The organism is Kitasatospora sp. NPDC087861 (assembly GCF_044742585.1).
GTDB lineage: Bacteria > Actinomycetota > Actinomycetes > Streptomycetales > Streptomycetaceae > Kitasatospora.
Genome location: NZ_JBIUUS010000021.1, coordinates 44,999 through 66,359, shown reverse-complemented (window position 1 = coordinate 66,359; position 21,361 = coordinate 44,999). Strand labels below are relative to the sequence as shown.

Genomic DNA, 21,361 nt, shown 5'->3' with positions numbered 1-21,361 from the left:
GCCAGCTGAACAAGCCCGGCGGGCGTCGGCCTCGACCCGCTGCTGCGCAACCCGCTGACGGTCCGCCGTCTGCTGCTCGGCGTGCAGCATCGCGTGCCGGCGCAGGTACTCTCGGCAACGAGGCCTTCTCCTGCGCGAACAGCGTGCGCGCCCGGCTCTCGATGGACCGCAGCGACGGGTTGCCCCGGTCGGCCCGCAGACGCGAAGGCGATCGCGCGCCCGCTGCAGGAGGGCCGCCGAAGCCCCTGCCCTCACCCCGCCATCCAACGGTCAACCCGATCCCGAGTCCCCAGGTGACTCTCCGGCAGCCAACCGGACTGATCCCGGTGCCCACCTTCGGGCGGCCCTCGCCCGGCAGGCCTCGCAGGCGTGGAAGCCGGCGTCGCCGTAGCGGCGGATGGGCGAGCCGCAGCCGGCACACGGTCCGATCTGCCAGGGCTCGCAGCCGTGGGCGAGGGCGGCTTCGCGGCGCTGGCTCTCGGTGGCGTCGAGTCGGTGGTCCTGCCGGGGCACCGTGAACAGCCGCTTGGGGACCTCGTCGAAGGTGTGAAGGCCGGTGCCGGCGGAGTTGCCGCGCCGGGGCCGGGGGTCGTTGAAGGTGAAGGTCTCCTCGCCGTAGCGGCAGGCCGCGTCGAGTTCCTGACAGGTGTAGGTGATTTCGGCGTCCCCGGTCGGGGGTTCGGCCGGGGAGTCCTCGTCGGGGCCGAACATGTCGTGCCAGCGGTCCCGGTCGGCGGCGGGTACCCACATTCGGGAGATGGAGCGCGGGTCACGCTGGCTGGGGATGCGCATCGGCACGAACTCGCCGTCCGCGCTGGCGACGACGAGTTGGTCGACCTCGGTGGCTGGCTTCGCGGGCAGGCACAGCGCGGGCAGGAACCACTCGGCGTGGAAGCGACCGCAGGAGCTGCCGTTGACCGGGCAAGGCCGCACACTGCTCGGCAGGCACTTCCATTGCTGCAGGTGCCGGACCCCGGCGCGGACCACCATGGCGAGCGGGGAGGCGATCTCCTTCCAGCTGAAGTCGTCGACGCGGGCCCACGGTGCCCGCTCGACCACGGCGGAGCGGTCGGTGTCGGTCACCCACAACGGGACGATCCCGTGCTCGGCGGCGGCTCGGGAGCGGCGGCGGACGGTGTCGGCGGTGATCGGCGAGTACTGGGCCTCCCAGCCGATCCGGCGGCCGTCATCGCCGGTGACGAGGACGTCGGTGCGGATCCGCCCGTCGGTTGCGCGGGCCTCGACCTCGGCGTGGAGGCCGTGGCGTTCGGCGGCCCGGGCGATCCGCTCCTTCATCGCCTGGTGCTTCGCGCTCTCCTCGGCGGTGGGGGTGTGACGCACCGGCAGGTGGGCGGCCACCCAGAAAGTGGAACCGCCGACCGTCCGGCGGCGGATCGTCATCCACGGGGACCGGCCCTCCTCCTCGGCCTGGCAGGCGCCGTCGCGGTGGTGCTCCAGGCACTCCAGGAGCTCGCGCTCGCGCCGGTCGATCGGGGTGGTGATCTCCTCCAGCAGGCCGGGCCGGTCCGGATGGTTGAGGTCGGGCAGGGTCAGGTTGATCTCGATGCCGTACCCGGTGTGGAAAACGCCGTTAGCCATATCCGGAGAATAGAAACAGGAACTGACAATTTAAACACCGCTGTGAATGTTTAGGATCGGCAGATAAAGCTCTCAAATAACACTGGCCTCACGATTGACAGAATTCGACATTCTGTTTGAATTCCCACCCGCGCATACCTGCCCGCCGGCGGCCCATACAAGGGTCCGGCCACAGCACGGATGTGACCCGCGGGACACATCCCGGCGCGCACGGGCTGGACGGTTCGTTCTACGCCGGGAAGCTATCGATGAACGCGCCCCGGCCTCCGGCGAGATCGAGTGGCTGAAGGTCGGCGTCGTAGTCGATCCACCACACGACCGGAGTCTGGGGCGCCAGCTCGCGCAGGACCGTGTAGATGACGGTCAGCGGTGCGGAGTGCGGTTCCCGGTCCTCGAACGAGAACGCTCCGTGCCGCAGGTTGAACGACAGCTCAGCCCGCTGGCCGGGTTCGACCTCGGCGTCGATCTCCAGGAAGTTCTCGAAAGCGCTGCTCACCGTGGAGGCTGGCCAGTGCCGGCGGACGCAGTCCTTCACCTGCTCGCCGGTGAAGGTCCACGGTCCGGCGTGCTCGCGGTCGGCGCTGACGTAGAAGGTGGATCCCACGGTCGTTCTCGTTTCTCTTGGCGGTGCGGGCCCGGGTGGCGGGTCAGGGTTCGATGCGGACGCGTCCGGTGACGCCCTGGGCGGTCATGAGGGCCTGGAAGTAGGAGCTCGCCTTCGCGTCGTTGGTGATCAGCTCGAGGTGGTTGACCTTGTTACGGGGGTCCTTCAGCGCGGACGCGTACTTCTCCAGTTTCTTCGCCTCGCCGTCCATGGTGTTCTCGTAGACGAAGTCGAACACGCCGTCGGCGTTGTCCAGCCGGAACGGTGACTTGCAGCTCTTCTGCTGGCCGATGTACTTGGCGTCGATCGCAGCCCCGTCCTCGGGCCGGACTCCGTCGGCGTCCATCCCCAGCTCGCGGCCGGTCTCCGGGTCAGTCACGTTGGTGTACAGCCGGTACTCGGTCGACCCGGCCACCCTGACCTGGTACCCGCGGCGTGCGTCGATCTTCGGATCGCCCTTGACCGACGGCCCCAGCGCCTGGAAGGTACGGCCGTCCTGCTCCATCTGCGTCATCCACGCCCGAACGGCGGCCTGGTCCTGCGCCGAGAGGGCCGGGAACGGGCTGGCAGGGTCACGGGGAAGAGGCGGCATCCCGGCGGTGACCGTGAACGGTGGGGGCTTGGGGCCGGGAACGGCCGCGGCGTCGGTCGCCCCGGCCAGCACAACGGCGGTCGCGGTAGCGGTCACCGCCGCGCCCACGGGGATGAGGCTCGCCGCCGCGCTGTCGACCACGGCCGCCGCCTCGGCGAGCACCGCGAGTTCCGCGCTCCCCTCCACCGCCGCGGTCATGGCGACCGCCGCGGTACCGGCCTCGGCGGCGATCGCGGCCTCACCCCCGGCAGCCGCCAGATCGGACCCGCCGAGGGTGACCACGGTCAGGAGGATGCCCGCCCCCGCGACGAGCCCGGCAGCGACGGCGAGATCCTCCAGCTTGTCCCGCAGGCCCTCGACCTCCTTCGCATACGCCTCGCACGCCTGCCCCAGCTTGAACGCCGCATTCGTCAGGCTGTTCAGCAGAGGCCCCTCGGTGGCGCAGCCGTCGTGCATCTTCGCCCAGTTCTGCGCGAAGGAGGTGACGGCGCTGGAGGTGCTGGAGGCGGTGACCCGCTGCACCCGCTTGTCGCCTTCGGTCCCCAGCCGGCTGATCAGCGCCGCGAAGTGCTTCCAGTCGGCCGCGGCCTTGCGGAGCCTGTCCACGTCACCCTGCGGCCAGAATTTCCGGAGGATCTCGTGGACCGCACCGGTGTCGTTGTGCCCGGCGGCCGAGCGGAGCTTGGCCTTCGCGGCCTGCTCGTCGCACTGCGGGTCGGCTGTCTCGGGCAGCTTCTGCGGAGCCATCATCGCGGCCGCGACATCGGCGTCGGCCTGAAGGTAGCTGATCGCCATCGTGTACAGGCCGTTGGCGGTCCCGCCGAGCTGACCGATGACCTGGGACATCGCGTCGGCGACCTTCTGCGCCGCGGAGTCGTACTTGGCGGCGAACTTCGTGCCGGCATCGTCATCACCGGCCATGCCCGCGGCGTCGTCCATGGTGAACACCAGGCTCCGGTAGAGCTGGGCAGCCGCGCTGTGCAGGTCGCTGAAGCCGGCGGAGGACACGATCATGTCCGCCGGTTTGACGTGGAAACTCGTCATCAGACCCCCCAGTTTTCCGTGCTGTTCACGGTAGCAAGCACGTCTGGCGCGCAGGGAGGCATCCGCCGTGGGACCGGATCCAGGCGAACGTGTCGGCGGCCACGGTCCGGAGAACAGCACAAACCGGCCGCCGTGGACGGCTCGCCCGGATTCAGTGCCTGTGTCTGAACCTGGACCGTCGCAAAATGTGTGAGACGGGGTGTGCAGAGCGGGGCGGGCGGCCATGCTGGGTACGGCGATGACCGGTCGAGGGGTTGCATGATGGTGATATGGCAGGCATGCCTTTGGGGTCTGCTTGGAGCCGGATTGATCGAGATCCGTGGCTTATGGTCGGCGTTCCAGCCGTCCCGTGCCCCGAAGTGGCCGTGGAAGGACGGTAGGGGCCGGCCTCAGGTGTGGGGCTACGTCATTGCCGTGGCTTGCCGGTTCTCGATGGCTGTTGGCCTGGATGCCGTCTACGCCGCGGCGCATCAGATTGCGGGACCGCTGGGAGCAGTGACGATGGGTATCGCGGCGCCGTTGGTGATCCAGCAGATGGCCGTGCGTGCGGAGGCCGCACCTGTGCCTGCGGCGGACACCATCGCACAGACAGGGATTGGGCAGATCTCAGAGGGCGGGCTCGGTGCCCGTGGACAGGCGGCTGAACTCCGGGACGAGACTCAGGGGGGCGCGAGTGTCCGCTGACTCCCGTGTGCTGAGTACGGTCCGGCATCACCTCCGGGGTACGCCGCCGACGGTCCTTTCGCCGCAGAAGACCCTGTGGGGATGGATTCGGGCAGCGCTTGCGTTCCAGCCCGCCCACCCTGCAGCCGTTCCCTCCCTCGCCGAACCCACCGAGCCACCGACCGTCATCACTGGCCCGCCGGCGGACCATTCGCCGGCGGACCATTCGCCGGGGATAGAGACCGCTGGCCATGACGCCTCCGGTGACATCCCCACCCAGCCTGTCCGGTTCAGAGTGGCGGATCTTGGCGCGGCAGAACGCCTAGCTTTGCGCACTCGGCCCGGTTTTCAGGCCGCACTCATCAGCGGCATCTTGGCGAGAACACTCACTCTTACCTTCGACCTCAGGCTCACCTTCGAGCTCGTGCACGCCCACTCACACCTACACCCTTTGCACCGTCGACCGCTTCTCCTCGACCCCATCCTCGACCGCGCGCTCGCCCTCGACCGCGCCTTCGACCTCTACCTCACCCTCGACCCCGTCCTCTACCTCGATCGCGAGCGCGAGCGCGCCATCGCCCGTGACCTCAATTTCGCCATCGCCCGTGATCTCGACCACGACCGTAGCCCCGACCGCACCCTCGAACACGCCATCGCCCGCGCCCTCGCCCGTGACCTTGACCGCACCCGTGGCCTCGCCCGTGACCTCGACCGCGCCATCGACCGCGCCATCGCCCGCGACAAGTACGACCCCGACCTCGATCTCGCCCTCGCCCTCACCGGCGACCTCGCTCGCGCCCTCCACAAGGCCGTCCGCCTTGCCCTCGCCTTCACCCGTGGCCTCGCCCGCGACCTCAACCACACGCTCGCCCTAGCTGGCGACCGAGACCGCGCCCGTGACCTCGTCCTCGCCCTCGCCCTCGCCCGCGACACCCTCGACCGGGACCTCGTCCGGGACCTCGCCATCGGCCTCGTCGAAGATATCGACGACCCGGACCTCATCCGGTACCTCGTCCTCGCCCTCGCCCGCGACAACCTCGACCCCGGCCGCTTCGTCCAGGACCTCGTCCTCCCCCGCGTCCGCGACCTGAGCGAAGGCCTCAGCACTGTTGTTGGTGTGGATGCAGAGGACCTGCTCAACGCCGTGCAAGCGGGCCTGCTGGACGACTTCACACAGGCCGACCTCCGCCACGCCGACCTCACCCATATCGTCCTGACCGGCATACGGTGGTCCCTTGGCGGCACCCAGTGGCCACCAGTCGTGAACCGAGAAGAACTCCTGGCCAGATCCACAGAGACCAGCCCTGGCTCCGGCATCTACGTGGTCACCCGGGGTGAAATGCCACGTATTTTCCCAGCCAAAATGCTGCCACCCATTCCCCGTGGGGATCCCGACGCTGCTTCTTGATCTCCATGAGGACGCCGCTCTTTCCCGGGCCGCCCGACAGCCAGCCTGATCTTGAGGGCGCGGAGGGGATGAGCGCAGCTCACCGCGCTCGCGGCGCCGAAGGCGTCCTTGACCTGGACACGTCCTGTGGCTGGGACCCGCCAGAAGAGGCCTGACCGGTGCGCTCGCGGGTCGGAAGCGGTGTGAGCCTGGGGAGAGCGGGGAGGTGATCGCCGATGGCAGCGAGGTCTGCTTCCTGGTGCGCGACTCCTCGGTGGTGCACCGCACCGACCCGAAGCACGACGGCCAGCGGCTGCTGGTGGCGTGTGGCCGTGAGCACGGGCGGCAGCTGGTCGAGCAGTATCGCAGCCGGCCGTTCGTGGATCCCGAGCAGTGGGCGGCCAAGATCATGCGGGCGCTCGACCAACCAGTTGAAAGCCCGAAATTCGAGGACACGGTTCTGCTCAACCGCATGCAGATCACGCAATTGGAGGTTCGAACAGCACCAACGCGCACTCAGCGACCCCTCGTCCTCCATGCAGAAGGTGGAGTGCCCAGCCTGCGGCGTCACCTGGACGAGCGGCAACGACCGACGTCAAGACGCTCGCTACTGTTCACCGCGATGCCGACAAGCCGCTTACCGCCAACGCATGATGGCCGAAGCTGACTGACCGACAACAGCAGGCAGGCACTACTGTCCTCAGCTATGACAGAGCCGACCTACCTGCACACCACTCGGGTGGCCTACGACACCGTTGCCGTCGACTACGCCAAACTTGTGCCACCTGCGTTCGAGGGCGACCTATACGGCCGCGCGATGATAAGCACGTTCGCTGAACTCACGCGGGCCGTCGACGCCGGGCCCGTCGCTGATCTCGGCTGCGGGCCCGGCCACGTGACGGCACACCTGCACTCGCTCGGGGTGACCGCGTTCGGCATCGATCTGTCGCCGGAGACGGTTGCGGTTGCCCGCCGCACGCACCCGGACCTGCAATTCGACGAAGGGTCGATGACCGACCTGGACCTGGCGGACGGAGCTCTCGGTGGCATCATCGCCTGGTACTCAACCGTCCACACCCCTCCGGAGCTGTTGCCGGTGGTGTTCGCAGAGTTCCACCGTGTGTTGGCCCCAGGCGGCCATCTGCTGATCGCCTTCAAGGCAGGCGACAAGCACCGGCACCTGGAGAACGCATACGGGCACGAGCTCTCCCTCGACGTCTACTGGGTGTCTCCCGACCGAATCTCCGAGCTCCTGAGCCAGATCGGGCTGGTGGTGGATGCCCGACTGATCCGCGAGCCCAACGAGAGCGAGAAGCCCCGGCAGGGCCAGCAGGCATACCTCCTCGCCCGAAAGCCAGGGCAGCCGGCCGGAGACCTGGAAACGCGGGCAGCCGACAACGCCACGTGAGACGAACCCGCCGATCTACTTCCCGGCGACAACATCAAGTGAGACCGGCCGCCAAGCCGGTCTCACCGCTGATTACACCTGCCCAGGTCACGGGACTGCTTACCGGCAATGATCAATTGAGACGGGACAAGTAGACGGCGTTCGAACGCCGATCCACCCCGGCCACCCACCAGACGCCGCACTCCGGGCACTCAACCCGGCCGGTGCCGCTGATCTCGGCTGCCACCCGCTTCCGCAGCCGGCGTTCCACCCGCCACTGCCTGGCACGACAGGCCGTCGAGCAGAACGCGGCATCGGGCCGCGATGCTGGCCTCAGCCGACCACCACAGCCCCTGCACTTCCGCTCTCCGGCCCGCCCGGCGCCCTCGGACACCCAGTCAGGTTAGGGCTCCAGGCTACCCAAAGTAGGGGTTCAGACACAGGCACTCAGCGGGCCGGCGCGGCGGAGACGGCGGCGCGAGACCGTACGACGGTGGTCTCCGGGCGGTACACCGGATCGGGCCTCAGGGCGTCTGCCAGAGGCGACGAACGCAGGACGTGGTGGTAGCCGGCAGCACCGCCACCACGCAGGGATTCCAGGTAGAACACCCGCAGGATCACCGCGAGCTCGGCCTCGGTGACGTCCACGCTGTGCCGGCTGGAGCCCTCGACCGGCCGCGCCCTGGCGATTGCCGCGCCCAGCAGGCCGGCGTCCACCCCGGGGAGGAGGCCGGCCTCCGCGTCCTTGCGGACGGCGCGGAGGAGAGGCAGGTCGACGGCGCGCACGCTGATCGTGGAGTCCGGCACGCAGTCAGCCACCGGTGTGACGGGCTGCTCGGCGGGGCGGTCCCGCAGGACCCGGTAGCGCAGCAGGTCCTGCCCCAGCCCGGTGGCCCGCACCGCCCACGCTGGACGGGTCCCGGCGGCGGCGAGACCGTCGAGCTGTTCGGGGCCGGCGAACTCGCACACCTTCGCTCCGACGAGCCGGCGCACGGTCCCGTGTTCCGCGATCCGGCGTTCCAGGGGCAGGTCCCCGGTCAGCCAGCCGGAGCCCTCGGCAGCGGCGGCCTCCAGCATCACCCACTCATCGTGACTCAAAGCCACAGAATCCTCCCTCAACGTGACCGCGTCGATCCTGCCACGTCGGCCCGCCACGGCACTCGGGTTTCGCACTTCCCCGCCAGGCCCGGACCGGTGGGCGGCGACCGTGGGCCCGTTGCTGCCGGTACCCGGCCGTCCGGCATTGCGGGTGGCAGGCGAGGGGTTGGCGGAGCTGCCCATAGGTCCCGTGCGCGGCTTTCGGGCAGGGGTGTGCCGCGCCGTACAGCGCCGGCTGGCCACGGGCCGAGCCCACACCGGCGCTTGGGAAGGCGCACTCCTTGTGGTGAGGTATCCCCGCAATCCCCGCACTGCCCGCCGGTGAGCCGTAGATTCACTGCGACGACCGGTGACCGATGAGGCATGGGAGTGGTTGTGGGAAGCGGAAACACCTTCGGTACGGACAGCGGTGTGGCATCGACGATCGCCCTGCTGGAGGTACGACAGCCCGCCGTGCAGGACCGAATCCGTCGAGCGGAGGCGGAACTGGCCGCCGCGACGGCGGAACAGGAGGCCATCGCCAAGGCACTCGAAGGGCTACGGCTCCTCTCGTCCGGCACGCCCCTGGACAGCGCTGGTGAGCTGCACGCTGACGACCTGTCTCCGGCACCGTCTGCTGGGGCTGTGCGGGAAGCCGCTGCGGCGGCCGAGCCGGCCGACCGGCGGGTGGCGTCCTCACCCAGCGGGCCTGCCGCCGCGGTGGTCCGCACCGGGAAGAGAACGGCCGCGAAGAAGAAGGCCGCCGCCACGAGGACGCGCGCGGCGGCGAAGACGGCCACCCCCGCGCCCGAACGGAAGGAACGGGCCTCGGCACCCGGCGCGAGGAAGACCGCCCGGAAGACGACGGCGAAGGACACCGGGCCCAAGGGCGCGGCGCAGCGGACGGCCACGGCCAAGGAGGCGGCCCGGGGGAAAGCGGCGTCCGCCGGTGGCAAGTCCCCCGTTGAGGCGGCCGCGCCGGCGGCGGGCCGCCGACGGCAGGTGACGGACGCGGACAGCGTCCTGGAGGTCCTGTCGAAGGCGGGAAAGCCGCTGCGCGCCCGCGAGGTACTCGACCTGCTGGAATTGGATGCCCTCGAGGGGAACATCAACGCGCTCCGCACCAGGCTGGAACGCCTCGCCAGGGACGGCCGCGCGCAGCGGCCCGGGCGCGGCCTCTACACGGTGACGGCCGGCCGGCCCGAGACCGGGAAGTGACCACGCCGACAGGGCGACCGGCTGCTCAGCCGGCCTGCGGGTCCCGGGCACGGCAAGCGCCTGCAGCGTTGGCTGGAAGAACGGCGGTCCCCCGCACCCGCTGACCGTTTGCCCGAGCTGTAGCGTCACGCGGCGAGTGCGCGGGTTCGCTGAGACCAGACTGTCGCCTCGTCGTACGGTGTACCGGCGTTGAAGTACGAGCCGTTCTTCAGCTGGCCGAGACCTGAAGCTTGTAGTCGACGGAGACGGCAAAGGATCCCGATGATCCCCTGATGCTCAGTGTGTGGCTGCCAGGTGCCAGCGGTTCCAGTTGTACCCAGAGGCCGCAGGCCCGGGCTAGGAAGCGTCCCCCGTCCTGGGTGAGCGGGTTGCCGTCCACAGCACTGATCTGCACGGTTGTCGCTTCGTATCGTTCGAGTTCCAGAGCTTGGCCGTCGAGGATGGCACTGCCCTGCGCGGAGGCCATGAAGGCGGTGCAGTCGCCTGCTTTGCCGTATGTGTTCACCAGTGGGAAGGCCACTGGCACCGCTGCAGGTACTGTGCACGAGCGCGTCACGGTCCCGCCGAAGGTACCGGCGAGGAACCAGATGCCGGCGGTCTGGCCCTGAGCGCACAGGTGGCCGTCCTGATCTGAGACAGGGTTCGAGTCACTGACACTTGAAGCCGCCCAGGTCCACCAGTGGCCCTGCAGATCGGCGGCGCTCAGCTTGGCTCGCGTACTCGGAGTACCTCCTGCGGGCAGCGTAGGAGCGGTCGCCGCCCTGGTCGGGGAGCTACTTGTGTCCGCCGTAGAAGACGGGGCAGACGTGGCGGAGCATGCGCTGACCAGAACCGATGCGCCGATCAGCAAGGCTGTGGATCTTCCGAGATGCATGAGCGAAGAGTACGAGGCACAGTGCGCAGCTCGCCGCGGTGCTGACCGCGCTGGCGGCGTGTGTCGGTCCGTTGGTGCTGAGCCGTCGCGTGGGCTGACGGCGTCCCGGCCGGCCCAGGGCCGGCCGGGCGGGTGGATACGCTGGTGGCCGGGGCCCTCACGATTCGAGCGTGAGGGCCCCGGCCACGTCTGCGTGCCGGTCAGCGGTGGGGCGGGGTGGGGTAGACCTCGATCCGCGGGCCGCCCTTCGGTGGGGCGAGGACGTCGCGGTAGTGGTGGTCGAAGGACAAGACTGCTGGCCGGGCGAGGCGCCAGGCGAGGACGGCGTTGACGGCGTCGGCTAGGCCGAGGGCGTGGCCCTGGTACTGGCGCAGCAGGGCTGCGGCGTCGGCGTACAGGCGCCGGTCGGCCGGAGGAAGGACAACGAAGCCCTGTCCGGCGAGCGCGCCGAGCCGGGTGATGGCGTTGATGGCCTCGGCCTCTCCGGCGCGGCGGGCCAGGAGGTGGTCGAGCTCGGTCATCACCATGGGGGAGACGATCAGGACCCGGGCCAGGGAGAGGGCCTGGGCGCCCTGGGCGTGGAGGTCGTCCTTGCGGTTGAACGCCGCGAGGAGCACGGAGGTGTCGGCGACCGCGACGCCCAGTGGGGCGGTTGGGCTCACCGGACGGTCCGGTCGTGCATCCACTGGTCGGCTCCGGCTGCGAGGTCCGACGGCCCGTCGAACAGCGACCAGTCCGCCAGCGGCTCGGCGGGAATCGGCAGAAGGCCGGCGGCGTGCTCGATCGCCAGATCCTCCGGGGTCCGGCCAAGGACGGCGGCCAGGTCCCGCAGGATCTGCGCCTCCGCCCCGGACACGGTGACGCTCGCGGTGATCGACGGCTGCTCCGGCTGCTCCGGAGCCGGTTCCGACTGAGGGCTCATCAGTTCACTCCGTGTCCAAGGGGTGGGTCTGCAGGTCGACGGTAGCGGTCGGCAGGCGGTCTGCGGGCCGATCCCGCTCACGCTGCACCGCGTCGGGGAACTGCCGCCTGGCAGGCGGGACGCGGCACGGGGATGCCGGCCTGGTAGGTCGGGTACTGGCAGTTCGGCGGAACCGCCTCGGGAGCTTCGGCAGGAACCTCATCATCAGAAGACCTCAGCTCACCCTTCCGTCGTGTCGTAGGGCGCTGGTACATCAGGGGACAACAGGTCGGGTAGCGCGGTCTGCCGAGAAGGAGGTCATCGTGGTGAGCCCGTACAGCCCAGGAGGAAGGCGGCAGGAACTGCTCCGGCACTACACGCAGGCCGTGGCCACACGGCTGGTAGGTGCCACCACCGACGAGACCCAGGTGGTCATCGCCGGTGGAGTTGCTGACCTGATCGTCTACTCATCCGACGCTGAGCTTCCCGTGGTGACCGTTCGGTTGACTCCGTCGGGGCGGGACAGCGAGGCGGTGCGATCGGCGATGGCAGCCCTGCAGACCGACAGCAATGCCATCGCCCGCAAGATCGGCGCCACCCTTCAGTGGAGTTCTGACGAGGTAGTAGCGCGCGCACCGGAGCACATGCGGGGATGGCGCTACCTCAACGGTCCCGCCCGGAATAAGGGAGTGGTCGTCAGTGCGTCCGTCGACTGGGCAGTGAACGTCGCGAAGGGGTTGCGCCGGTTCGTTCTCGCAGCGCTCCCCTCGGTGCACCGTGAGCCGGCGTCTGTTCTCGAGCAGCGGGAACCCGCCCCGTTCACCATCCCCCTTCCCACGGGCCGGGCCTCTGCGGTCTACGAGGCTGAGGTCGCACGGATCGCCATGCGGCGGGAGTTCTTGGCGACCGTGGCTGCCCGTGTGAACGGTGGCACCATGACGAGTCCCCAGTCCGTCACCGCCTGGGCGCCGGACGGCTTTTCCCTGTACGTGAACGCCTACGACGGCAGCACCAGGAAGCCGGTGGTATGGGCTTACCTGACAGCCGATGGCAAGCCGACGGCGCCGCAGTTGGAAGTGATGGCGGCACTGGGCGAGGACGTGCGATCGGCGGCGGCGCTCATTGGCACCAGGCTGTCGTGGAATCCGGAGCGCAAGTTCAGTGTGTCGGCCAACTGCCCTGTCCCGGCCGTCGGCAGGTTCCCCGACGGCTCGGAGGCCGTGGCTGACGACGCCATCGAGTGGGCTGTCCGTACGGTCGAAGGCATCCAGCGTCACCTCCTCGGTCCGATCGCTTCGGGAACCCTCGAGCCCGCCTGCACACCGAAGCCCGGAACACGGCCGGCCGCACCTGCAGCCCCTCGCGATCCCGCGCCAGCGGTGCCGGTGCAGGTGCCTTCGTCCCCGGAAGCGCCACCGACGGCTCGGTACGGGCCCGCCGCCGTCCTGCTGGAGGCCGGCGACTACCGGGAGAAAACCGCCGCCTTGGAGTACACCCAGGCCGGGCGCTCCCGACGTCGCCGCGCTGCCGTTGTCCTGCGCCCGGTCCGCTCACCCGTCGCACGTGCGCTGGTCGTCGCCCGGTCCGAGCGCTCCTGTGAGAACCCGGCGTGCCTCAGTCCGGGGTTCCGTGCGATGACCGACGACGGGGATCCGATCGTGGAGGTCGACCACATCATCGGTTTGGCCGACGGCGGAGAAGACCACCCCGCCAACATGATCGCCCTCTGCCCCAACTGCCACGCTCTGAAGACCCGAGGTCGAGGCCGGGAGGCCATGCAAGAGTCCCTGCGGGAGGTCGCCCGCACCCGGCACGCCGAGGCCATGGAGGGGCGCCTCGGCATCGTGCAAGCGGGTCCGTAGCGACCATGCCGCCGCTATCGGCCCGAGGCCGGGGCGAGCGGCCGTCACGCAGCACCACTGTGGGGCATCGGCTGGCGGGTGGGGCGCAGCGGGATCGCGTCGGAGTTGGCGGTGCGTGCGGTGGCGAGGGCTGCGCGGTGGGACTCGCGCAGGCAAAGGGCGCGGGCAGCGTCGGCCAGGGCGAGCTTGTCCTCCACGTACGGCCGGTGGGCGCTCTCCGGCTCCCGGATCCGGTTGTAGTGGTCGAGGAGGATCTGCTCGCGGCGGGCGGCTTCCTCTTCGCGGGCGGCCTGGCGGGCCTGGGCCTGCTCGCGCATCTGCTGGCGGAGCTGCTGGTAGGCGGGGCTGCCGGCGAGCGGCGACGCGATCGGATCGGCGGCCTGCTCGCCCTGTCGCTGGGCCGGGACGGCCGGGTCGCTCTCGGTCGCCGGGGCGGTAGCGACCGGTCCGACGCGGATCTCCAGGGCGCGGACGGTGTCCGGGCGGACCCGGTTGAGGCGGCCGAGGATCTGGCGCTGTTCCAGGTGGAGCTTGGTGGTCCAGGCCGGGGAGTCGCAGGTGATGCGCAGGGTGCGGGTGTCCGGGTTGAAGCCGGCCAGGAACCAGTGGAGGGCGGCCTCGGTGCCGACGAGCTGAGCCCGGTTGTCGCGCATCGTGCCCCGGGCGGTGCCGAGCGCCCCGCCCTGCGAGGCGGTCATCGCAGGCACGACGGCGGCCAGGTTGGAGGGTTCGCGGGCGTCCCGGCCGCCACGTCTCTGCCGGTCGCGACGCCATCACCCAGCAGCGAGCCGCCCAGCTCGACATCGGTGCGCTCGCCCTCGAGGTCGTCCCTGCCTACATCTCCGACCGCCAGGCCGAGGACAACGGTCTCGCCCGCCTCGCCAACGACATCGGCATCACCACCGAGGAGATCCTCGCCTGCCGCCGCTACGCCCTCTCCGGGAACGTCCGGGCGATGGACGGCTGGTAGAACCGCAGGCCAGAGGGACGCGGTCGGCGGGCCGGGGATTTGTACCCGCCGCAGGACAATCGCTGGACACTCCCTTGCGGCTTTGAATGGTCCAAATTCTGACGGCCCGCCACGACCTGCCGCCTGAGTACCCGTGCCCAGAGGGGACCGGTATGGCTGGATCCAGAGTCGGAGATCCAGTCGTTGCGAGGGCGGAGTCGAGTAGTGACGGCCGCGGTGCGGGCAGCGGCCTCCTCCTGGTCGGCCTTCTCCGCGAGGCCCTGGGCGAACTCGTCCTCGGGTTCCAGGACAGATCGCGCGGCGTGGTCCCAGCAGGCCTGGAAACAGCACGAGGGCCTGTGTCCGCGCGTTCGCGCGGGCACAGGCCCTCGTGGGTCACCCCGGTGGTCCCTGTCCGGCCCCCGAGGCACGGGGGATGGTCGGCTTAGTACCAGTGGTGGGTCTGCCAGAACGCCCAGGCGGCGTTGGGGCTGCCGTAGCGGGAGTTCATGTAGTCCAGCGCCCACTTGATCTGGGTGCTCGGGTTGGTCTTCCAGTCCGCACCGGCCGAGGCCATCTTGGAGGCCGGCAGCGCCTGGCCCAGACCGTACGAGCCCGAGCTCGGGTTGGTCGCGGTCACGCTCCAGCCGGACTCGTGGGAGACGATCTGGCTGAACGAGGCCAGCTGGTCCGCCGGCACCATCTGGGCGGCGATCGCCTGCGGGGAAGCATCCGCAGCCGAGGCCACGGCGGGGACCACGGCGGCACCCAGGGCGGTCACACCGGCGGCGCCGGCGAGAATCGCGGCGGAGGTACGCATACGGAGCTTGAAAGCGGGCATGTAGAGCAAGACCTCAATCGGGTTGGGCCGGTGTCACGCCCCGTCTCGACCGTGGCCGGACAGGGGCCGAACGGTCGCGGGGTGTGACTCGGCGGTGAGCCGTTCACCGGCGGGACAGGAGCCGGTGTGGCTGACGACGAATGCCAAGTTGCCAGAGCGGATCGGCGGTCGCCAAGACCCCTCGTTACGATCCGCGGTCGTAGCCGAAGAGACCGGCACTGATTCGAGGGACGCGCCGCCGGAGCACGCCGATCCCCGCCGACCCCTCTCGGCCTGCGCAAACACCCCCAGCCGCCGGGCAAATACCATTAAAAGGGTGCAAAACGGACACTACTATCCGTCGTCGTGCACCACATCCGCGTGTGAGCGCACTCACGGCACAGGCCCCGGCGACATCACCGACCGGCCCACCGCCATTACGCTGAGTCAATACCAGGTGGCCGTCATTGAGACCCCCACCACACCTGGCTGGCAGGAGCGGCAGGGCGCGGGCTTGGGGTAGGCCAGGCCGATGATGGTCACGGGTTCCGTCCCAACCTCCCGGGTGCCGCCCTGTTGTTCCCGGCGCGGTAGTGGAGCGGGACGGCGCGGCGCGGCTCAGTCCTGCCGGGCGAGGTAGAAACCGAGCTCGAGGGTGTTCTGCTCGGCCAGGGCAGTCAGCGGTTCCATCAGGTTGTCCCACAGGGGGTCGATGTCCGGGTCGTCGGCCTCCGTCAGCCGGCACGCGGCCGCCTCTTCCCGGCCCAACGGCTTGTCCCGGACGGCGTCGGCAAGGCTGAAATAGACGCCCTCCACCGTGGTGAGCAGCTCCTTCTGTTCCTGCTGCTCGGAGGCCTGGAACCCGGCAGAGCGGGCGCGCCGCATGGAGGCGACGGGGATGGACAAGGCGGACTGGAGCTGGGAGAGGGGCGGTCCGCCGGGCGCTGGCTACGGGTGCGGGGGCGGAGCACGCCGCGCCTAGCCACCCACGCGGCCGCGGTCCGCATCGGTTCGCAGTTGCCGCCCGATCCCGGCCTGGTCGGCAGGGCAGGGGGCGGGCGTCCGGGGTGGGGAAGAGCGAAGGGGAGGCCGGCGCTCGCTCCCCTCGCGTGGCTCCGACGACTGCTACTCGCCGGCTTCGGCCTGCTCCCCGACGGCCGGGTACTCCTCCAGCAGGCGCTCGTACAGTGCGGACCGCCGGATCTGCTCCAGCACGATGTCGGCGACCGGCTTGGCCGCCTTATAGGCGCTGCGGCCCTTGTCCTGCTTGTCGAATGGCATGCCGCCGGGGCTCCCGATCTCGCGACGGCCGAGGTTGGCCATCACCTGCACCGCCGCGCGGGCCCTCACCGGGCCGCGGCCTTGCGGGTCTGCCGGGAGAACGAATTCGGCGAGCTGCGGGTTGGTGACCCAGGCGCCGGGCGTACTGCAGATCCGCCAGGCCGCGGCAAGCTGCTCGGTGTTGCGCAGCAGTTCCACCCAGCGGTGCAGCATCTCCGTGTCCCAGTGCTGGATGAACCAGCCACCGTGGTGGCTCCACACGGCCTGTGCCGACGTCCCGTTCACGGATACGCCTGGGGGCTCCTGGAGGTCCCCGAGGCCGTAGGCGGCGCGGACCACGGCCATGGCCTCTTCGAAGGTGCTCTGCGTGGTGTCGATGATGATCTGCACGACCGGCCTCCCCGTGCCTCTGCTTTCGTCCCCGAGGTCACCGTAGCGAGCGGGGGTGGGAGCGGGGCCCAGTTCGGCGGGTTCGCCGGCGGCGAGGGACGGGAGGGTGCGAACGTACGCTGATGCCCGGGCCCCTCGCGATTCGAGCGGTTTCTAGGGGCCCGGCCATCTTCCTCGGGCTGCTCTCAGGTGCGGGTGGCGAAGGCGATCTCGTACGGCATCTGAGTCGCCATCGCGAGGACGCCGTCGAGCAGCGCGATCCAAGGGGCGTCGCAGCCCTCGATCGCGGCAACGGACAGCTGGGACCCTGCCGCCGTCGACCGGTCGAGCCGCTCCTCGATCATGTCGTCGGTGAGAATTCCGTACGCCACCTCTACGCCGTCGAGCAGCCGCTGACGGCGCTCGTTCGCTCGGGCGAGCGCGTCGGCGTCGCGGGCGCCCAGCAGCTGGTCGACCGGAACCCTGAGCAGCGCCTCCAGCTCGGCCAGGGTCGGTTCCTCGCACAGCCGCTTGAGGCTCTCCTGGTCCAGCGGAGGCTTCCCGGTGGCCACGCGATCCAGCATGGTGATGCCCAAGGCCGCGCCTGCGCTGGCGTACCGCCACAGCAGTGCCTCGACTCCCCGCCCGTACACGAACGCGTGGTGGTAGAGCCCGCTCAGCGCTTGCGCGTGGGAGTTGAATGACGCCCCGTCGAGTCGGCGCTCGGCGCTGTCGCCCAGCGAACGGGCCCGGCGCTCGACCGCGATCGCCGAATGCCACTCGTGTGCGAGGTCGCCGACCGCCTCGTTTATCGTGGCCAGGGCCTCCAGTTCCAGCTTGCTCAGCACGCTGAGCTGGTCCTTGCTCGGGAACTCCGACATGGCCGTCTCCTTCTGTCACAACGGCGGGGCACGGTGGGGTGGTGGCCCCGCACAGGCAGGGCCACCACCGGGCGGTTCAGTTCAGGCGCCAGCCGTCGCGGAAGTCCTCCACCTGCTCGGTGTTCCTGGGGAGCTGCGAGGCGACCACCGCCGACAGCGCGGCCTGTTCGACGGCGGCGATCCACAGGTGCCCGGCTTGGGCACCCACACCGAGCCGCTCGCCGACGAGCTTGGCGAGGGCCTCCCGCCGGTCGTCGGGCACCTCGTCGAACCCGGAGAGCAGGAGCCCGGCGAGCGCCGTCTCGGTGGTGTGAGCGTAGGTGAGGCGCACGGAGTTCTGGAGGTTGCCCAGCAGGAAGTAGCCGTTGCCCGCTGCGGACCCGAAGGCCCGCCAGAACTCGGGGTCGTCCTTCGGAGTGGGCAGCGCGGCGAAGAGGGCCAGAAGCCGCTGGTTGGCGGCGTGGACAGTGGGCTGGGCGGCGGTGACGGCGGCGAACTGCAGGGCGTGGTCGACCGTCAGCTCCGACAACGCACAGTCCTCCGGGCAGTTCAGCTCCCGCCGGATGTACTCCTGGCGGAGCTCGTGGCCGTCGTCGTAGTGGTAGTTCGTGAGCATGGTGATCCCCTCGTTGGTGATCCGCCGCCGCAGGGCGGCGGTTCGTTATTCTCCGGCTGGCTCGGGCTGCGCGGAGGTGGTCGCCTCGTCGTTCCCGGGCACGGCCGGCTGCTGGTGCGGCACCGGTGTGCCCGGGCTGAAATCGACGAAGCGGGAGTAGTGGCCCTGGAAGGCGACGGTGATGGTGGCCGTGGGGCCTGCGCGGTGCTTGGCGACGATCAGGTCGGCCTCGCCGGCTCTGGGGGATTCCTTCTCGTAGGCGTCTTCCCGGTGCAGGAGGATAACCAGGTCGGCGTCGTCTTCGAGGGTGCCGGAGTCCCGAAGGTCGAACAGCTGTGGGCGCTTGTCGGTGCGGTGCTCGATTCCCCGGTTGAGCTGGGACAGCGCGATGATCGGGATCTCGAGTTCGCGGGCGAGGATCTTCAGGTGCCGGGAGATCTCGTTGATCTCCTCGTAGCGGCTCTGGAAGCGGCGGTGCCCGTAGTCGAGGAGCTGGACGTAGTCGATGACGGCCAGCTTGATGTCGTTGCGCTGCTTGAGCCGGCGGCACTTCGAGCGGATCTCGGTGAGCGTCAGTTTCGGGGCGTCGTCGATGAACAGCAGGGCTTCGGAGACGTCTGGCATGCGCCGGGCGAGCCGTGTCCAGCCGTCGTTGGTCATGTTGCCCGAGCGCATGTGGTGGAGCGGCACCCGGGCCTCGGCGCTGAGCAGCCGCATGGCGACCTCGTTGCGGCCGGTCTCGGTGCTGAACAGGACGGCGGGCAGGCCGTGGTGGATGGCGCTGCTGCGCAGGATGTCCAGGGCGAGGGTGCTCTTGCCCATGGCTGGGCGGGAGGCGATCACGATGAGCTGCCCGGGGCGTAGGCCGTTGGTCAGCTTGTCCAGGTCCTCGAAGCCGGTTGGCACCCCGAGGATGGTCTGGGAGGTGCCGATGGCTTCGATCTCGTCGAGGGTGCCCTCCATGACGTCGGCGAGGCTGTCCACGGCCGGCTGTTGGCTGGTGACGGCGAGGATCTCCGCCATGCAGTCCGCGAGGACATGGTCGATCGGGGCTTCGCTGTGCGCGAGCTGGTCGATCCGCAGGGCGGTCTCGATGAGTCGGCGACGCAGCGCGGTCTCGCGGACATGGTCGAGCATCGAGCCTGCGGCGGCGATGCTCCTGACGCCGTTGACCAGGGAGTGCAGGTAGGTGGCACCTCCGCACCGGGCGAGTTCGCCGCGTTTGGCGAGTTCGGCGGCGGTGGTGATCGGGTCGGCGGGCTCGCCCGCCGCATACAGGCTGAGGATCGCGCTGTGGATCAGTTCGTGCGCGGGCCGGTAGTAGTCGGCTGGTTGGATCGTCTCGACGACGTCGGCGATGAAGTCCTTGGAGCGCATCATCGCGCCGAGGACGGTCTGCTCTGCGGCCAGGTCGTGCGGCACATCGAAGATGACGCTGGCCGGCTCCGGAGCCAGCTCGTTCTCGCTCAACTTCTGGTTCTCCCCGTCGGGTTTCTGCCGGGGCTGTCCCCTGTACCCGGCATGCGCGAAAGGATCGCTGATCCGGTGGCGCTGTGTCTGGTGAATGGCGACATCGGCGCGGATCGATCGGGCACGATGGACCCGGCGTCTGCCGAGGCCCTGGTGCAGGGCTTACGCGGCCCCCGCGCGCGGCGGGACCGTCCGTGCCGGCTGCAGGGGGATCGCTCCGGCCCGGTAGGCACGGGCGACGGCGAGCGCGGCACGGTGTCGCTCGCGCTGTTCCTGGGCCCGGGCGCTGTCCGCGGTCTGGACGCGCTCGTCGGGCGTGGGGCGGTGTGTGGTCTCGGGTTCGCGCAGCCGGTTGTAGTGCCGGCGCAGGATGGCTTCCCGTTCGGCAGCGGCCTCGTCGAGGGCGGTCTGGCGGGCGGCGGCGGCCTCGCGCATCTGGCGGCGCAGCTCCTGGTAGGCGTGGTGCTCGGCGAGCGGGGGCCGGGCCGGCTGCGTGGTGGTCCGGACATCGGGTCGGGTGGGCCGGTCGTCGGGGTCCTGATCGTGCTGCGCCACCGGGGCGGGGCCGACGCGGACGTCGATGGCCATCACGGTGCCGGGGCGCAGCTGGTCGAGGGCGGCGAGGACGCGGCGGGTCTCGTAGCGCAGTTGGGCGGCCCGGGTCGGGGAGTCGGCGACCACGCGCAGGCGGCGGGTGGTCGGGTCGTAGCCGGCGAGGTGCCAGTGGGCGGCGGCGTCGGGGCCGACGATCGAGGGCCAGCGGTCGCGCAGGCCTCCGCCGGCGGTGCCGAGCGTCCAGCCGTGGGCGGCGACCAGGGCGAGGAACACGTCCGCGACCGGCATCGGCTCACGCGGCCCGCGGTCGCGCGGCGCGGCCGGCCGGACGGTGCGGGTGCGCTGAGCGGGGGCATTGCCGCTGGTGCGGGCGGCCTGGCGGGCAGCGCGCAGGGCGATGCGGGCCAGATCGGCACCGGTGGTCGCGGTCATCAGCGGCTCCCGGCGAGTGCACGCTCACGGCGGCGGGCGGCCAACTGCTCGCGGAAGGCGATGCCCTCGGAGTGGTCCTCGGTCATCCAGGCCGGCACCGTGACCGGGCGCAGTTCGGTGCCGCGGATCGCCCGGGGGACCTCGAGCACGGCGGGCTGGTCCAGCAGCGGCGCGCACAGGCCGCACGGCAGTACGGCCCGCACGTGCCGGTCGCAGTACGCCGGGCGCTGCTGCTCGACCTGGTCGACGAGGCCGAGGGCGTCCGCCGTCACCGGGGCCGAGGTGGTGCCGGACTCGGTGCGGGCCCCGCTTGGCCTGGCGGCGCATCGCGTGCCGGTGCTGGGCACCCTCGATGTGGTACGCGCAGGTCTGGCACTCACCGCCGAGCTCCACGTCCGTGCCGGACTCGCAGCTGGGCAGGTGGCAGCCGCGCCGGGGCAGGCCGCGGTTGCGTCCCGGGGCGGCGAGCCAGGCGTCACGGATCTCGTCGCGATCCAAGACGTACCAGCGCTCGAGCCGCTGGATGCGCTCGACGTCGCCGCCGACCTCACGGATCGCCTGACCGATTGCCCGGGCCACCTCCCGCTGCCCCAGCGGTTCATCCGGTCCACCAGGTCCGGCACCAGGCGCAGGACCTGGTGAACATTCGGCGCTTATGGGGCGCCGTCGGCGGTGGAGGTGGCCGGTACGTTGGCCGGGGCCTGCGGCGCGGGCACCACCGTCCCGCCGGGCGGCGGGCTCTCACCGTGGCGGCCCGTCCCGGGGCCGCCCGAAGGGGCC

The 21,361-nt window shown here is 70.4% G+C and carries 21 protein-coding genes; 5 read left to right on the top strand and 16 right to left on the bottom strand.

Annotated elements, in window-relative coordinates; translation table 11 throughout:
* Nucleotides 1-270 precede the first annotated feature (270 nt).
* The 3 genes from ACIOJE_RS27470 to ACIOJE_RS27460 all read right to left on the bottom strand — a co-directional run bounded on the left by ACIOJE_RS27470 (nucleotide 271) and on the right by ACIOJE_RS27460 (nucleotide 3,839).
* A complete protein-coding gene (locus ACIOJE_RS27470) occupies nucleotides 271-1,599 on the bottom strand; it encodes a hypothetical protein (protein ID WP_400779606.1) in 1,329 nt (442 codons plus the stop codon).
* A 229-nt stretch (nucleotides 1,600-1,828) separates the two neighbouring features.
* Nucleotides 1,829-2,203, bottom strand: a complete 375-nt coding sequence (locus tag ACIOJE_RS27465; protein WP_280684897.1) for a hypothetical protein — start codon at nucleotides 2,201-2,203, stop codon at nucleotides 1,829-1,831.
* 43 nt (nucleotides 2,204-2,246) lie between these two features.
* The gene (locus ACIOJE_RS27460; RefSeq protein ID WP_280684898.1) at nucleotides 2,247-3,839 is read right to left on the bottom strand and encodes a restriction endonuclease fold toxin-2 domain-containing protein; all 1,593 of its coding nucleotides are present in this window, start codon (nucleotides 3,837-3,839) and stop codon (nucleotides 2,247-2,249) included.
* Between the two features lie 1,036 nt (nucleotides 3,840-4,875).
* On the opposite strand from ACIOJE_RS27460, the gene ACIOJE_RS27455 reads away from it, so the two are divergent.
* The 3 genes from ACIOJE_RS27455 to ACIOJE_RS27445 all read left to right on the top strand — a co-directional run bounded on the left by ACIOJE_RS27455 (nucleotide 4,876) and on the right by ACIOJE_RS27445 (nucleotide 7,297).
* Nucleotides 4,876-5,910 carry a hypothetical protein gene (locus ACIOJE_RS27455; protein ID WP_400779603.1) on the top strand — a complete coding sequence of 345 codons (1,035 nt, stop codon included), beginning with the start codon at nucleotides 4,876-4,878 and terminating at the stop codon, nucleotides 5,908-5,910.
* 205 nt (nucleotides 5,911-6,115) lie between these two features.
* Nucleotides 6,116-6,556: a hypothetical protein gene (locus tag ACIOJE_RS27450; protein ID WP_400779601.1), complete on the top strand. Its 441-nt coding sequence runs from the start codon at nucleotides 6,116-6,118 to the stop codon at nucleotides 6,554-6,556.
* Between the two features lie 39 nt (nucleotides 6,557-6,595).
* A complete protein-coding gene (locus ACIOJE_RS27445) occupies nucleotides 6,596-7,297 on the top strand; it encodes a class I SAM-dependent methyltransferase (RefSeq protein ID WP_280684901.1) in 702 nt (233 codons plus the stop codon).
* A gap of 426 nt (nucleotides 7,298-7,723) precedes the next feature.
* On the opposite strand, the gene ACIOJE_RS27440 is transcribed toward ACIOJE_RS27445, so the two are convergent.
* Nucleotides 7,724-8,380, bottom strand: coding sequence for a hypothetical protein (locus ACIOJE_RS27440; RefSeq protein ID WP_400779598.1), 657 nt, complete (start codon nucleotides 8,378-8,380; stop codon nucleotides 7,724-7,726).
* A 405-nt stretch (nucleotides 8,381-8,785) separates the two neighbouring features.
* Between ACIOJE_RS27440 and ACIOJE_RS27435 the strand changes: the two genes are divergently transcribed.
* Complete coding sequence (locus ACIOJE_RS27435; RefSeq protein ID WP_400779596.1) at nucleotides 8,786-9,571, top strand: hypothetical protein; 786 nt, start codon at nucleotides 8,786-8,788, stop codon at nucleotides 9,569-9,571.
* 208 nt (nucleotides 9,572-9,779) lie between these two features.
* On the opposite strand, the gene ACIOJE_RS27430 is transcribed toward ACIOJE_RS27435, so the two are convergent.
* The 3 genes from ACIOJE_RS27430 to ACIOJE_RS27420 all read right to left on the bottom strand — a co-directional run bounded on the left by ACIOJE_RS27430 (nucleotide 9,780) and on the right by ACIOJE_RS27420 (nucleotide 11,367).
* Nucleotides 9,780-10,076: a hypothetical protein gene (locus ACIOJE_RS27430; protein WP_400779594.1), complete on the bottom strand. Its 297-nt coding sequence runs from the start codon at nucleotides 10,074-10,076 to the stop codon at nucleotides 9,780-9,782.
* 569 nt (nucleotides 10,077-10,645) lie between these two features.
* Nucleotides 10,646-11,107, bottom strand: a complete 462-nt coding sequence (locus tag ACIOJE_RS27425; protein WP_400779592.1) for a type II toxin-antitoxin system VapC family toxin — start codon at nucleotides 11,105-11,107, stop codon at nucleotides 10,646-10,648.
* Nucleotides 11,104-11,367, bottom strand: coding sequence for a hypothetical protein (locus tag ACIOJE_RS27420; RefSeq protein WP_400779590.1), 264 nt, complete (start codon nucleotides 11,365-11,367; stop codon nucleotides 11,104-11,106). The genes ACIOJE_RS27425 and ACIOJE_RS27420 overlap by 4 nt, the downstream gene beginning before the upstream one ends.
* Before the next feature lie 302 nt (nucleotides 11,368-11,669).
* Between ACIOJE_RS27420 and ACIOJE_RS27415 the strand changes: the two genes are divergently transcribed.
* Nucleotides 11,670-13,208, top strand: coding sequence for an HNH endonuclease (locus ACIOJE_RS27415; RefSeq protein ID WP_400779588.1), 1,539 nt, complete (start codon nucleotides 11,670-11,672; stop codon nucleotides 13,206-13,208).
* Between the two features lie 44 nt (nucleotides 13,209-13,252).
* On the opposite strand, the gene ACIOJE_RS27410 is transcribed toward ACIOJE_RS27415, so the two are convergent.
* The 9 genes from ACIOJE_RS27410 to ACIOJE_RS27370 form a co-directional block, all read right to left on the bottom strand.
* Nucleotides 13,253-13,915, bottom strand: a complete 663-nt coding sequence (locus tag ACIOJE_RS27410) for a DciA family protein (protein ID WP_400779586.1) — start codon at nucleotides 13,913-13,915, stop codon at nucleotides 13,253-13,255.
* 687 nt (nucleotides 13,916-14,602) lie between these two features.
* The gene (locus tag ACIOJE_RS27405; RefSeq protein ID WP_400779584.1) at nucleotides 14,603-14,977 is read right to left on the bottom strand and encodes a transglycosylase SLT domain-containing protein; all 375 of its coding nucleotides are present in this window, start codon (nucleotides 14,975-14,977) and stop codon (nucleotides 14,603-14,605) included.
* A 618-nt stretch (nucleotides 14,978-15,595) separates the two neighbouring features.
* Nucleotides 15,596-15,883 carry a hypothetical protein gene (locus ACIOJE_RS27400; RefSeq protein ID WP_400779582.1) on the bottom strand — a complete coding sequence of 96 codons (288 nt, stop codon included), beginning with the start codon at nucleotides 15,881-15,883 and terminating at the stop codon, nucleotides 15,596-15,598.
* Between the two features lie 219 nt (nucleotides 15,884-16,102).
* Nucleotides 16,103-16,648, bottom strand: a complete 546-nt coding sequence (locus ACIOJE_RS27395; protein ID WP_400779580.1) for a hypothetical protein — start codon at nucleotides 16,646-16,648, stop codon at nucleotides 16,103-16,105.
* A gap of 185 nt (nucleotides 16,649-16,833) precedes the next feature.
* A complete protein-coding gene (locus ACIOJE_RS27390; protein WP_400779578.1) occupies nucleotides 16,834-17,508 on the bottom strand; it encodes a hypothetical protein in 675 nt (224 codons plus the stop codon).
* A gap of 76 nt (nucleotides 17,509-17,584) precedes the next feature.
* A complete protein-coding gene (locus ACIOJE_RS27385; RefSeq protein ID WP_400779576.1) occupies nucleotides 17,585-18,124 on the bottom strand; it encodes a hypothetical protein in 540 nt (179 codons plus the stop codon).
* Between the two features lie 45 nt (nucleotides 18,125-18,169).
* Nucleotides 18,170-19,666, bottom strand: coding sequence for a replicative DNA helicase (gene dnaB, locus ACIOJE_RS27380; RefSeq protein WP_400779746.1), 1,497 nt, complete (start codon nucleotides 19,664-19,666; stop codon nucleotides 18,170-18,172).
* 90 nt (nucleotides 19,667-19,756) lie between these two features.
* Nucleotides 19,757-20,581: a DciA family protein gene (locus ACIOJE_RS27375; RefSeq protein ID WP_400779574.1), complete on the bottom strand. Its 825-nt coding sequence runs from the start codon at nucleotides 20,579-20,581 to the stop codon at nucleotides 19,757-19,759.
* Nucleotides 20,581-20,928 (bottom strand): hypothetical protein, encoded by a 348-nt coding sequence (locus ACIOJE_RS27370; RefSeq protein WP_400779572.1) that lies wholly within the window; start codon nucleotides 20,926-20,928, stop codon nucleotides 20,581-20,583. The genes ACIOJE_RS27375 and ACIOJE_RS27370 overlap by 1 nt, the downstream gene beginning before the upstream one ends.
* Nucleotides 20,929-21,361: the final 433 nt, after the last annotated feature.

Coding starts and splice junctions, on each gene's coding strand:
- ACIOJE_RS27460 (WP_280684898.1), bottom strand. CDS start 3,839: ATGACGAGTTTCCACGTCAAACCGGCGGACATGATCGTGTCCTCCGCC.
- ACIOJE_RS27390 (WP_400779578.1), bottom strand. CDS start 17,508: ATGTCGGAGTTCCCGAGCAAGGACCAGCTCAGCGTGCTGAGCAAGCTG.
- ACIOJE_RS27385 (WP_400779576.1), bottom strand. CDS start 18,124: ATGCTCACGAACTACCACTACGACGACGGCCACGAGCTCCGCCAGGAG.
- ACIOJE_RS27405 (WP_400779584.1), bottom strand. CDS start 14,977: ATGCGTACCTCCGCCGCGATTCTCGCCGGCGCCGCCGGTGTGACCGCC.
- ACIOJE_RS27445 (WP_280684901.1), top strand. CDS start 6,596: ATGACAGAGCCGACCTACCTGCACACCACTCGGGTGGCCTACGACACC.
- ACIOJE_RS27375 (WP_400779574.1), bottom strand. CDS start 20,581: ATGACCGCGACCACCGGTGCCGATCTGGCCCGCATCGCCCTGCGCGCT.
- ACIOJE_RS27420 (WP_400779590.1), bottom strand. CDS start 11,367: ATGAGCCCTCAGTCGGAACCGGCTCCGGAGCAGCCGGAGCAGCCGTCG.
- ACIOJE_RS27470 (WP_400779606.1), bottom strand. CDS start 1,599: ATGGCTAACGGCGTTTTCCACACCGGGTACGGCATCGAGATCAACCTG.